Source organism: Deltaproteobacteria bacterium (assembly GCA_019309045.1).
Classification (GTDB): Bacteria; Desulfobacterota; Syntrophobacteria; order BM002; family BM002; genus JAFDGZ01.
Map to the genome: position 1 here is coordinate 25,867 of JAFDGZ010000036.1, position 11,644 is coordinate 37,510.

The window sequence follows — 11,644 nt, forward strand, 5'->3', positions numbered from 1 at the left end:
CCGATGGCAAGACAACAGGTGTATGCCTACTCCCTGGAAGGCTCCGTCGAAGACTTGAAGCAGTGGACGGAGGAATACCTTGGAACCTCAATGTGGCACTGGGTGGCCGATCCCGCGAGGCTGGAGGTGGGCGAAGGTCTGCCGATAGACTGGAAAGACCAGGGCTCTGCCTTCAACGAATGGGGTGAATTGCGCTGGTGGTGCCACAAGGATACCTACGAAGCCCTGCTGGTCACCGAACAGACCGCAACAGGCTTGACCCCGCTCCCCGGCTTGTGGCAGGCGGAAATCCAGTCCGTCTTCTTGCAGAACCTGCGAGAACAGCGTGTGAACCCGAATTTCGTGGCCTATCCGGGGGGAAATGCTGCCGGGAAGATAGAAGTGCGGGTATGTTATCGAGACGGCACAGCGACCCTGGTCAGCCTGCGCAAGTTCTTGCCAGAATGAGGAGAAATGAGCAATGGCCCGACGTAGAAGACCACAACCGACAGAGCCCAAGCCGTTTTTTTCGATTTCGATTCAAGGGAAGCCGAGACCAAAAAAAGAAGAACCTACTCCTCACGACCGCTTTAGCGAATGGAGCGGACGAATAGAGTTGGAGATCGAGGTGCTCTCCGATTACCTGTACGTAGGCAGCGGGAATTTCGACCTGTTTCCTCTGCAAAGACAGGACCAGGCTCGCTACACCATTGCCCGGCGCAACGGCGAACTGGTAATTCCTGGTACCGGCATCAAAGGCGCGGTGAGAAGCGTGGTGGAGGCCATCTCCAATTCATGCGTGCGGCTGTCAGCGCGAAGAGAAAGGGGGCCGGGGTCTCATCGCCCTTGCAGCGACCCAAGCCGGTTGTGCCCGGCGTGTCGCCTGTTCGGCACCACTGGCTACCGGGGCCGGGCGCACTTCTCCGACGCTGTGCCTCTGGGAAATGTGGAGACAACTACCATCAAGATTGCCGATCTGTGGCCCCCGCGCATTACCAGGGAGCGCAAGTTTTACCAGACCAAGGCTTTCCAGCCGCAGGACATGCGCCCTCAGAAAAACTACCGTTTCCTGGAGGTAGTACCCAAGGGAGCATACTTCAAAACCACGCTGTTTTTCGAGAACGCCACAACCGCCGAGATGGGTGTGTTAGTACGCGCTTTGGGACTGGCTTTGCACCCGGAAGAAGAGGGCAGCGAGGTTTACGCCTTCCCCATCAAAATCGGCGGCGCCAAGCCCCGCTGCCTGGGCAGTGTGCGTTTTCATCCGAAGAGGATTCAGGTGCTGTCCGCAACCGGCGACAGCCTGTTCCAGTCTCTGCTCACCGGCGGATATTCTCAGGGCATCAAGGCTCAGTTGCTGGAATGGCTGGCTAACACGTCATTGCTCGATCAAGAGGCCTGGACGGAGTTTCGGGAGAAAGCAAAGCCACAAACGGACGCGCCGTGTCCCAAGGAGATCTACTGATGGTCAGTGTGGATGAGCAGATTCAACTGGCGGAACAGATTGCCAAACAGTTGCCAGAGGTCACCCGCAATGAGTGGGTGCGCTGGATGCAGGTCGCCAACCAGCGTGGTCTGGATTACGCGATTCGCTATGCAGAACGGCTCTCCGCGGATCCCACGATGCGCCCGGCTATCCAGCGAGCCAATCGGTTGATTGCACGAGCCGTTCGGTCCCACCAGCAAGCCTTAAAGCGTTTAGACCGAAAGAGCCAGGAAGCCGTCCTGGGATATGTCGCGTGGTTGTTGAAGATCGGCGCTCTACGTGGATCTTTACGTGCCTGATGGAGTGTAGCCATGCGATTCGTGTTCGACACCAGCGTGCTCGTGGACTACTTGCGAGACGACGAAATGGCTGCTAATGCCCTGTTTGTGGCTACGGAAAAGGGGAACGTGTTCATCAGCCTGATCAGCTTTATGGAGCTATGGCTCTCGCACAACAGGAGCAACGCGGAGATCCAAGAGGAAATAGCGGCATTACAAGAACTGTGTAAGAGATTGGAAATCAGAATCGTCCCATGCACACACCGCTCGCAACAACAGGCTCTGGCTTTACTGGAGCGCAATCGTTCTCCGTTGGGAAGGAATGCCCTGCCGGATAGCCTGATCATAGCCACAGGAATAACTCGGCGGGCCTACTTAGTGACAAGAGATGGGCATTGGTTTGATGTTGCTGGGAGTACACGGGAACTTCGAGTGCTATCGCCAGAAGAACTGGTGGAGGAGCTCTGACAATGGCAAGAAAACTCCTCATCGCCACCCTGGGCACCGCACCCGCCGTCATCACTGAAGCCATTGACCTGCTGACCGAGCAAAACGTCCGGCCGGATGGGGTGCAGTTGCTCACCACAATGGATTCAGACGTTCAAGAAAGCTGCAACCTGTTGCTTGAGCACCTACCTGCTCACGATGGCATCGCCTGGGTCGACCCGGTTCCTATTGCTGCCTACGGGGATATGGATACCCCAGATGCCGCAGTCGAGTTTATGCAGGTGGCCTGCCGCCTTTTGAAAACGTATCGGGATGCCGGTTACCGCCTTTTCGTGAGCATTGCCGGTGGCAGGAAGGCCATGTCGGCCCTGCTGGCCCTGGGCGTCCAGTTTTACGGCGCAGAGCGGTTGTTCCACGTGTGGGTTCCGCCGTGGATTGAAGCGGAGGGCGAGATCACCAATCTACGGAAGTGGAAGGACTTCCCGGACAAGATCAACGAAGCATTGCATCCATCGTTGGATGTAGAGGAAAGCGATCGCCCCCGCATTGTGGATTTGCCCTTCATTGGCCTGTTCCCACTGTTGAACGACATCCGGGCAGCTCTACAGGGGGAAGCAGCACCCCCAAGGGAAATCAAGCAACTGCTGATTGCAAACGCACTCTTGACAGGTCAGGGGGAGCCAACTCCGATGGGCCAAACGGTTGCTGTCATCCTGGAGGGTGTAGAAGGCCTGCCGCCGGCCCGTCAGGAAGAGTGCAAGGTGTCCATCGCCAAACATCACTTTTCCAACAGGTTGGAACGCTTTGCCTGGGAACTGTGTGGACGTTTCCCTTACGTCACCAAGATTCGCAGCGGTGAATGGCGGAGCGGTGAGGGCAAGGTGAAAGTAGAGTCTCCCAACATCATCCGCGTCTTTGCACCGCTGGGAACCGATTTCCCCTTGCAACTTATCCTAACCACCACGGCCACCAGCGAGGGGCAACTGGAGGCGGCAAGGCGGGACGTTGAGCGGTATCTCCGGAGGAGAAGATAAGAAATGGGCGTCTACCACCTTATGGGCCTCGGCCGCTCCGCGGGCACCGTCATCGGGCCATTGACCTATTTGGCTCACCGTTACGAGCGCTGGAATGCCGATGACCGGCGCTTCTTCGCCCGCTCCGGTGAGGCCCGTCAGCGCCAGGCCGGCGTAAAGGTCGGCGATGTGCAGGCACTGGTCCTTTTCACCACGCCGGAAGTGCTGAGTGGCCAGGTCGCGGCCATTGGCTATGTGGACAACCAACGGGGCGAAATCGCAAAGGGCCCCGCAAAAGACGGCGGGCGAATGAAAGAAATCCTGCGGGACCTGCTCTGCCGCGAATGGCCGGCCATCAGTGGTGGGCGCACCGTCGGCACCATCTTCTGGTGCGAAGTGGACCGCCGGGACATCCGCACCACCTACGAGAGAGTTATCCAGGTCGTGGCTGCGCTGGCTGGAGTCGGTGGTCAGGGAAAGGAGATGTGGGCCAACCTGACCGGCGGCAACAACGTCATCAACGCCGCCCTGGAACTGGCCGCCATACTCTCAGGCGACGTGGCCCGGATTTACTACGTCCAGGCCGAGAACCCCGAGGCCGAAAAATGCGTGCGCTACACCGCCGAGAACGGCTATTGGGTGGAGTTGCCGGTGATGCCGCTGGCATTGGGCCGACTGAGCCAGGCCATCATTAATCTGCTGGCAAATCAGGGTGCGCTCGACCTGAAGAACCTGTACAGCCTCCTGAAGAACGACTACTGGGACCTGAGCCGGGGGCTCACATCAGAGGAGGTACTGCGGGAGGAATACCTCTCTCCGATCTGGAAACAGGGCCTCATTGCTGAAACCCCCGATGGCTATGTCGTCGGCCCCCAGTGGGAGGTGATCCAGCCTTATCAGGAGGTTCTGAAAAAGGCTCTCGAAAACCCTGTGCCTATCGAGCAATTGGCAAAACAGCAACCTTGGCTCGAGAAAGAAAAGCTTCCTCTGACCTAAACAAGAGGGAACACATTGTCATCACCTATTCTAGCGAAGATCTTTACCGGAGGTAGATGTCTATGATTATTCTCAACTTCTCCCACCCCCTCACCCCAGACCAGCTACAGCAGGTGGAAACATTCACCGGCCAGGAGGTGGAGCAGGTGATGGAAGTCAATAGCCACATACACCCCCAGGGGGATATTTTACCTCAGGTGGTCAGGATGGCCGATGAGTGTGCTCTTTCACCTGCTGAGTGGCAGACTCTTCCCCTGTTGGTGAATCCACCGTCACTGAACTTTGTGGCCGTGGCCCTATTGGCGGAACTTCATGGGAGGTGTGGATACTTTCCTGCCCATTTGCGATTGAGGCCGGTGTCGGGCGCCATGCCACCTCGGTATGAAGTGGCAGAAATATTGGATTTGCAGGCGTTGCGCGAGGCTGCGCGGCAAAACAGGTGGCGACCATGACGCTGAAGAGAGAGGGGCTGGACCAGTGTAATCAATCATGAAAGGAAAATGTAATGAACCGTTCTCGTGACTGGTGGATTCAGGCCCAGGCGGATTTGCGCCATGCCCAAAACGCCCTGGAAGATGGCGATTACGACTGGGCCTGCTTTGCTGCCCACCAGGCGGCGGAAAAGGCCTTGAAGGCCATTTTTGAACAACGCCAGCAAAAGGTGTGGGGCCACTCCGTGACCCGTATGTTGCAGGTATTGCAGGAAGAGGGTGTTACTGTTGGCGATGACCTTTTGGATGCCGCCAGGACCCTGGATAAACATTACATCCCCACCCGCTATCCTAACGGTCTTGAACAGGGCGCACCCACCGAGTTCTACACCAGAAAGGAAGCCGAGGATGCCATCAGCTATTCGCAAAAAATCCTACGGTTCAGTGACCATCTACTCGGTGGATAAGGAGCTGGTCACCCAGGCACTAAACGGGTTTGTGGCCGCCTGCCGGCAGCGGCCGGAAGTATTGGCCGTGGTACTTTTTGGCTCCTTTGCGGGGAATTGGTTTGGAGTGGGCAGCGACGTGGACATCTTGATCATTCTTGAGGACAGCCCGTTACCATTCCTGCACCGCCTCCCGTTATATCAACCGGCAAGTTTTCCGTTGGATGTTGATGTCTTTCCATATACCTGGAAGGAAGTCCAAGCCGGACAAGCAGTTGCCAGAGAGGCACTGAGCACCGGCCGCGTCTTGTGGCAGCGGGAAGGCGTGGATCTGACCTCCAGCTTTGAACCGGCATGGAATGGCGAAGGACAAAGACCGTCACCCCGCAGCCGATGAGTCTAGCCTTTTCCGGCCCGGCTTTTCTGAGGCTCATTAGTTCATTGACCCAAAGGAGGTGATGAAATGCCGTCTTTTACCGGTCATCCCCTGGTGGATGTGGTGGATGTGGGCCTTGCCACGATTACGGCCTTTGCTGGCAAGACGAGACCCGAGGATCTGAGCGAACAAGACTATGACGCCATAGCAGACTACATGGCCCAGAACTACGTGGTAAATCCACTGAAGTCGTTTCTGACCGTGGCTTTTCCCAACAGCGGGTTTACTCAGCCAGCCTTTGAGAAGACTCCTGAAAGGCGGGAAGCCTATGCTGAGCGGGTTTTGAGGGGCTACAGAAGAAGGACTCCTGCTCTTTCCGGCGAGCGGTGCGTATTCACAGGACTCCCACCGATAGGCTTGGCACTCGATGACAAGAATAAACTGCCGCCCGGAAGGGCCTTCAGGCAACACATTCCCATGGTTACAGGGGAAGACGTCATCAATTTTCACCCTTACGGCGATGCAGGTATCCCGGTCTCAGGGATAGCCCTCCTGGCGATCCAGGCATTCCCGCTTGGCTGCTCCAAGGTGGCAGGGAAACTGCTGGCAGTGCACAGTGATGACGAAGACCTGATGGTATGTTTCGCCAAACGGTTTCTTCAAGCCAACCGCAAGCACATTCTTGCAGCCCAGGCAGCGGAGTTGAAAAAACTTCCAGAACCCACTCATAGGGTAGGGACCTTGCTAGTGGGAAGCCTCTTGGAAATCGAAGACGAACGCCTTGCCACCGGCCGTGACCCTGAAATCCCGGCCTCTGTCACAGCATATCATCTGAGCAACAGCGGCCAGGGTGTGGATCTCTCTATCTATCACCTACCCCTGGAGGTGGGAGGCTTTCTACGGCTGGCTTTGACTCCTCGATATCGGCAGCAATGGGATAAGATCAGGCAGCGAGGGTGGGAAATAGTGGCAGCCCGCAAGAAGGCGAAGAAGGGATCGGCGGAGCCTGAACCGCCCAGCTATAACACGCTGTATGAAGATCTGCTCCGGTTGCCAGACAATACTTCTGTATTTATCCGCACCTATTTCTTGAGAACACCGCAGCGAACACGAAGACCGGGTGATCCACGAGCCGAATACTCCATCCGGGGTGAGACGGACTTGATATCGTGGCCCCTGACAGAACAATTCCTAAGAAAGGTGGTGCTTATGGATCAGGTTAGAATCAATCATATCAGGACGTTGGGGGATAGGCTTGCCCATTATGTAAAGGAGGAGAACGATCGGCGTTTCTTCCACACCTTTTTGACCACGAACCGGTATACGGATCTACGGCTGGCCCTTATTAAAGCAGGGCATGCAAGAGTCCGTAAGGGCCAGGCGCCGCTTATCACTTTTGATCAATTTATAGCCGTATTCGAACAAGGCGAAAACTTGCCGCAACAGGATTGGAGGTTTGCCCGCGACCTTGTGCTCATTCGTATGATCGAACAATTATACCAGAGCGGCTGGGTCAAGGAGCATGCAGATGAACTGGGAGAGGTTGAAGATAGCGCTGAAGCTATCAATAGCTAGATGAAGGCATAAAACTATTTGCAGAGGAGGTTAGGGTAATGGCTTTTGTTACTGGAATGTTTCTTATTGATGCACCTGCTTCGGCTTTGAACAACCTGGGGCAGATACCAGGTTCCCGAACGGACAATACGGTAGGAGTAAAGATAATTCCCACAAGGGAGGGAGGGTACCCTTACGTTTCAGCCCAGGCGTTCCGTTACTGGCTGCGCAAGACACTGGAACACGGAGAGTGGGGATGGGTGGCCGCACCGGTCTACAGAGAAGCGAAAGTGGCTTACACGGACGCCAACCCATTGAAGTACTGGGACGACGACCTGTTTGGTTACATGCGAGCGCCGTCCAAACGTGAATCAGCAAGGGCGGCAAGGGAGGCGGATGAGTCTCGTGCTGGCGAGACCCCCACCAAGGAAACGGTGACCCGGATCTCTCCCTTCAGGGTGAGTACCCTGGTATCATTGGCTCCCACCGGAGTGGTAGATGACTTCGGGGTCATGAGCCGCCAAGAGGGAGACCCTGTGCCCCATGAGCATCAGTTCTACAGGACAACCCTTAAGGGGCTCTTTTCTCTGGACCTTCATGCCGTGGGTACCTTCACCTACAGGCAGAAGACCGGGTATCTTAACCTCGATGAGGAAAGAGAAAAGGAGGCAAAAGAGAAGGAGCTTGAGCACCTGGTGGAGGAAAAGGCATTCAGGGTTCCTTTGAGCGAGAGAATCAGCCGCATAACTGCACTCTTCGAGGGGCTGGCGCATCTGGATGGCGGAGCCAAGCAAACAATTCACTACACTGACGTGAGCCCTAGGCTGGTGATCATGGCCGTCACTAAAGGGGGCAACCACGTGTTCGGGCATGTAGTGGACGCGGATGTGCGACACCGTCCAGTAATGAAGATAGAGGCCCTTCGCGAATCGCTGGACGTGTTTGCCGATGACATCCTCTCTCAGGTGTACGTAGGCTGGACCAAGGGGTATCTGGATGGGGAGCGAGCCCGTTTTACAGAGGCACTGTCCGAAGGAGGTATACTTGCGGATTTCAAGGAGCGCATAAAGGTCTCACATCCACGACAGGCCTTTCAGGCGATTGCGGCTACGTTTCAGAATGAACAGAACAGTGGGTGGTTTTCTTAATAGAAAGGCCAGCTTCTCTTACAGGGAGACTTAGACGAACAGGAGTAAGGCATGGAGGTTTTGAAGATTGTGGCGGAAGGGGTAACCACCTCTTTCCGGTATCCTCACTTCATGCAAGGTATTCAGCCCACGTTCAGAATGCCCCCTCCCGCAACCATATATGGGCATGTTTGCAGCGCCTTAGGGGAATGGTTCGATCCGACAGGTATTATGTTTGGCGTCCAATTCTACTATAAGGGCGTGTTCGAGGACATGGAGCATGTGCACATTGTAAGCCCGTCCACCGGGCGATTGCCAGGAACCAAGGTGCTGAAGGCGTTGGAAGGGAAGGTCAATCCGTTTCGGAGGGAGATACTGGCGCATCCCAGTCTGACCTTGTACATCAGCCGGCCTCAATGGCTTGATGCCTTCCGCCACCCAAGGTATGCGGTGGTGTTAGGCCGCTCTCAGGATCTGTTTACTTACCAGAAGGTTGAAGTGGTTTCCCTGGAGCCGAGAGAAAGTGCCTATTTCGAAGCTACACTTGCTCCGTATGGGTTAGCAAAGCGTACGGGCGCAGGCAGGGTTGTTACCATGCCCCGTTTCGTGGACTACCTGCGAGGCAGGGAGCCTTTTTTCGGACGATACGTAATACTGGAAAGACGGGTGCACACGCGCGATTTCCTGCTTTTTTCAGAGGATCCGGAGCCTCGGTACTGGACGGACCCTACGGGTCCTGTTGTCGATGGGGATGCTCAAGGGGTGATCTTGCACACTTGGGTTGGAGAAGATGACAGTGTCTTTCGATTGGCATGAGACCCTTGCGGAGATCTGGGCCAAGAGCCCTGTACTGGGGAGCGATAAAGGCGAGAGCCTTCGGGAACACACTTATAATTTAATGGTGCGTCTGGATGGTTTGGCGAGGCTAAGGCCCAAGCTCCAGGAGGAGTTCAACTTGCCGAGGCTTTGGCTCATACTCCAGCGCGCAGCCTGGCTTCACGACTGGGGTAAGGCAGCCCCTTCTTTCCAACTCATGCTGAGAGGCGGTCCGACCTGGCACCACCGCCACGAGGTACTGTCTCTTCTCTGGGTCGATTGGTGCTGTCATGACCTGGAGTCAACAGAGGCCACCTGGGTTGCCTCGATCGTCGTATCGCACCACAAGGAAGCTCGTGATATCTTCGAGTTGTATCCCTTTGGTCTTGCAGAGGAAGATGATCCTGTCGGAGACCTGGTATCCGAAGTTGACGTTGACACCTGTAGAATCTTGTGGGAATGGCAACGACAGCAGGCGATGACTAGCTGGACACCTAATCAGCCGGAGGGCGAAGTACCCGGTGCACCGCTCCCTCCCCCATGGGAGGAGGCCGTGGCTCGTGTAAGAAGAGAAGGGGTGGAGAGAATCAGGTTCTGGCTGGATCGATTTCGTCGTTTGGTTGCCGGGTTTGAATCAGGAAATGAATCACTTTCTCCAACTCTGGGGTTCCTTCTGCGGGGATTCATGCTCCAGGCAGATTACACGGCCTCAGCTCATGTCGCTCAAGGAGAAAGGCCTCGCCTTGAAGATGGACGCATTCTGAAAGCGTTCTCCTTGAATCAGGCTTCTCTCTATGAACACCAGGCTGCTGCAGCCAGAACCGAGGGAAACACCATTCTTATTGCTCCAACAGGTAGTGGGAAGACCGAGGCGGCGCTCCTTTGGGCCTCATGTCAGAACCGATGTCAGACGGGCATACCTCGTCTCTTTTACACCCTGCCCTATCAGGCCAGCATGAATGCGATGTTTGACCGCCTCAACGGTGCATTTTCAGGCAAGGTTGGTCTCGTCCACAGCAGGTCCCTCGCGGCATTGTATCAACGTTTCATGGATCAGAAATATTCAGTCAAGGAAGCCGGTCGACAAGCGCAATGGATGAAGGCCTTGGCAAGGCTCCACGTCCAGCCGATGGTTATTTTCAGCCCCTATCAGATGCTCAAGATTGTATACCGCCTGAAGGGCTACGAGGCCATGCTTGCCGACTATGCCCAGGGGGTCTTCGTGTTCGATGAAATCCACGCTTACGAACCGAGGCGCCTTGCCATGATCCTGGAGACCGTGAAGTATTTACGGGAGGAATGGGGTGCTCGTTTTCTGGTGATGTCGGCAACCCTTCCAGCACCTATAAGAAATCGGGTAAAACAGGCCCTTGAAAACCCGGATGTGATAACCGCCGCTCTACCCTTATATAAGGCGTTCTCTAGGCACCAGGTGAGTGTTGTCCCTGGCGACCTCTTGGAGGCAGCTAATCTGGAAAGGGCTGTTCGAGACTGGCATGGGGGCAAGAGTGTACTTGTGACGTGTAACACGGTGGCGAGGGCTCAGGCGGTGTATAGGGCGATTATGAAAAGTCCGCTTAAACCCCCAGGGGGAGAGCTGATCCTATTGCACAGCCGCTTCAACGCAAGGGACCGCTTCAGAAAAGAGCACTGCATTTTGTCTAATTTGGCTTTGGGGAGGGTTGGATCTGAACACAAAAGCGAACGTCCCGTAATGGTGGTGTCCACCCAGGTGATTGAAGTGAGTTTGAATGTAGATATGGACACCATTTACTCTGATCCTGCGCCGCTTGAGGCACTGATTCAGCGATTCGGCCGCGTCAACAGGAACCGCAGGATGCCCGTGGCTCCCGCATATGTGTTCGAAGAGCCGGCCGACGGGCAGGGAATTTATGACCCTGCCTTGATAAAGGAAGCGTTGCAAGTGCTCAATTGCAACAGCGACCGCCCGCTTGACGAGATGGGAGTGCAAGACTGGCTGGACGGAATCTATACTGGAAAGATCCTCGCAGACTGGGAAGCCTCCTATGAAAGTACCGCTACTGAATTCCGTACCGCCTTTTTGAAAACCCTGATTCCATTTGTGTCTGACCCTGAGCTGGAGGAAGCTTTTGACCGCTTGTTCGACGGGGTCGAGGTACTTCCCGCAGCGTTGGTGAAGGAATATCTGGAACTCAATGATCGAGATCCTATCGGAGCGACACAGCTGCTCATACCAATAAGATGGGGACAATATCACCTTTTGACCAAAAGAGGGCGGATTAGGCCATGTCAAGGTAAAATGCCCTCGGTGGTGGACGGCCATTATGATCCAGAGGTTGGATTGGACTTTACGAAAAACCAACAGGAGAACGTCTGAAGTGATACCCGTAGACACCTTGTGCCCCCTCTGGCACCTGAGATTTATCTTGGAGCCCACGGAGGTGATAAGGCTTCCCGGGATGAACAAGGGGATCACCGTGCGCGGGGCGTTTGGGCCATCGCTCAGGAACCTGGTTTGCGCGGACAGGCAGGCATCCTGTGACTCATGCCGGATCATGGGGCAGGCCATGTAATTGTCTTTCGCCTATTCTATCTTTTTGCGACTGTGCCTTTTTTTCGTTTGGGGGTGCGGGATGGGGTGACTGAACATGCGGCGGCCGCCATGGCGGAGCTGCAACAGAGACTTGGCGGGAGCACATTGCGCTGAGCGCGC

13 protein-coding genes are annotated in these 11,644 nt (G+C 55.5%); all 13 read left to right on the top strand.

All coding sequences use genetic code 11. The features are described 5' to 3' along the window. The first annotated feature begins 3 nt into the window (after positions 1–3). The 13 genes from JRI89_09295 (at position 4) to cas3 (ending at position 11,308) form a co-directional block, all read left to right on the top strand. Positions 4–447: a hypothetical protein gene (locus JRI89_09295; GenBank protein MBW2071438.1), complete on the top strand. Its 444-nt coding sequence runs from the start codon at positions 4–6 to the stop codon at positions 445–447. 13 nt (positions 448–460) lie between these two features. Further along, positions 461–1,444, top strand: coding sequence for a hypothetical protein (locus JRI89_09300; GenBank protein ID MBW2071439.1), 984 nt, complete (start codon positions 461–463; stop codon positions 1,442–1,444). Positions 1,445–1,530: 86 nt separating this feature from the next. Then, positions 1,531–1,764, top strand: coding sequence for a hypothetical protein (locus JRI89_09305; protein ID MBW2071440.1), 234 nt, complete (start codon positions 1,531–1,533; stop codon positions 1,762–1,764). Positions 1,765–1,776: 12 nt separating this feature from the next. Next, complete coding sequence (locus tag JRI89_09310) at positions 1,777–2,211, top strand: PIN domain-containing protein (protein MBW2071441.1); 435 nt, start codon at positions 1,777–1,779, stop codon at positions 2,209–2,211. Between the two features lie 2 nt (positions 2,212–2,213). Continuing rightward, positions 2,214–3,224, top strand: coding sequence for a CRISPR-associated protein Csx14 (locus JRI89_09315; protein MBW2071442.1), 1,011 nt, complete (start codon positions 2,214–2,216; stop codon positions 3,222–3,224). Positions 3,225–3,227: 3 nt separating this feature from the next. Further along, complete coding sequence (locus tag JRI89_09320) at positions 3,228–4,199, top strand: hypothetical protein (protein MBW2071443.1); 972 nt, start codon at positions 3,228–3,230, stop codon at positions 4,197–4,199. 62 nt (positions 4,200–4,261) lie between these two features. Further along, complete coding sequence (locus JRI89_09325) at positions 4,262–4,651, top strand: hypothetical protein (GenBank protein ID MBW2071444.1); 390 nt, start codon at positions 4,262–4,264, stop codon at positions 4,649–4,651. Between the two features lie 53 nt (positions 4,652–4,704). Beyond that, a complete protein-coding gene (locus tag JRI89_09330) occupies positions 4,705–5,097 on the top strand; it encodes a HEPN domain-containing protein (GenBank protein MBW2071445.1) in 393 nt (130 codons plus the stop codon). Continuing rightward, positions 5,039–5,473 (top strand): nucleotidyltransferase domain-containing protein, encoded by a 435-nt coding sequence (locus JRI89_09335; GenBank protein MBW2071446.1) that lies wholly within the window; start codon positions 5,039–5,041, stop codon positions 5,471–5,473. Before JRI89_09330 ends, JRI89_09335 begins: the two co-directional genes overlap by 59 nt. A gap of 66 nt (positions 5,474–5,539) precedes the next feature. Beyond that, positions 5,540–7,027 carry a type I-B CRISPR-associated protein Cas8b1/Cst1 gene (gene cas8a1 / locus JRI89_09340; GenBank protein MBW2071447.1) on the top strand — a complete coding sequence of 496 codons (1,488 nt, stop codon included), beginning with the start codon at positions 5,540–5,542 and terminating at the stop codon, positions 7,025–7,027. Positions 7,028–7,065: 38 nt separating this feature from the next. Next, positions 7,066–8,154 (top strand): type I-B CRISPR-associated protein Cas7/Cst2/DevR, encoded by a 1,089-nt coding sequence (cas7i, locus tag JRI89_09345; GenBank protein ID MBW2071448.1) that lies wholly within the window; start codon positions 7,066–7,068, stop codon positions 8,152–8,154. 51 nt (positions 8,155–8,205) lie between these two features. Continuing rightward, complete coding sequence (cas5, locus tag JRI89_09350; GenBank protein ID MBW2071449.1) at positions 8,206–8,949, top strand: CRISPR-associated protein Cas5; 744 nt, start codon at positions 8,206–8,208, stop codon at positions 8,947–8,949. Then, complete coding sequence (cas3, locus tag JRI89_09355; GenBank protein MBW2071450.1) at positions 8,930–11,308, top strand: CRISPR-associated helicase Cas3'; 2,379 nt, start codon at positions 8,930–8,932, stop codon at positions 11,306–11,308. The genes cas5 and cas3 overlap by 20 nt, the downstream gene beginning before the upstream one ends. The last annotated feature ends 336 nt before the right edge of the window (positions 11,309–11,644 follow it).

What these genes read in the sequence shown, in the direction of transcription:
- cas8a1 (MBW2071447.1), top strand. Translation starts at nt 5,540, where the DNA reads ATGCCGTCTTTTACCGGTCATCCCCTGGTGGATGTGGTGGATGTGGGC.
- JRI89_09300 (MBW2071439.1), top strand. Translation starts at nt 461, where the DNA reads ATGGCCCGACGTAGAAGACCACAACCGACAGAGCCCAAGCCGTTTTTT.
- JRI89_09305 (MBW2071440.1), top strand. Translation starts at nt 1,531, where the DNA reads ATGCAGGTCGCCAACCAGCGTGGTCTGGATTACGCGATTCGCTATGCA.
- cas7i (MBW2071448.1), top strand. Translation starts at nt 7,066, where the DNA reads ATGGCTTTTGTTACTGGAATGTTTCTTATTGATGCACCTGCTTCGGCT.
- JRI89_09325 (MBW2071444.1), top strand. Translation starts at nt 4,262, where the DNA reads ATGATTATTCTCAACTTCTCCCACCCCCTCACCCCAGACCAGCTACAG.
- JRI89_09330 (MBW2071445.1), top strand. Translation starts at nt 4,705, where the DNA reads ATGAACCGTTCTCGTGACTGGTGGATTCAGGCCCAGGCGGATTTGCGC.
- JRI89_09315 (MBW2071442.1), top strand. Translation starts at nt 2,214, where the DNA reads ATGGCAAGAAAACTCCTCATCGCCACCCTGGGCACCGCACCCGCCGTC.
- JRI89_09320 (MBW2071443.1), top strand. Translation starts at nt 3,228, where the DNA reads ATGGGCGTCTACCACCTTATGGGCCTCGGCCGCTCCGCGGGCACCGTC.
- JRI89_09335 (MBW2071446.1), top strand. Translation starts at nt 5,039, where the DNA reads ATGCCATCAGCTATTCGCAAAAAATCCTACGGTTCAGTGACCATCTAC.
- JRI89_09295 (MBW2071438.1), top strand. Translation starts at nt 4, where the DNA reads ATGGCAAGACAACAGGTGTATGCCTACTCCCTGGAAGGCTCCGTCGAA.
- JRI89_09310 (MBW2071441.1), top strand. Translation starts at nt 1,777, where the DNA reads ATGCGATTCGTGTTCGACACCAGCGTGCTCGTGGACTACTTGCGAGAC.
- cas5 (MBW2071449.1), top strand. Translation starts at nt 8,206, where the DNA reads ATGGAGGTTTTGAAGATTGTGGCGGAAGGGGTAACCACCTCTTTCCGG.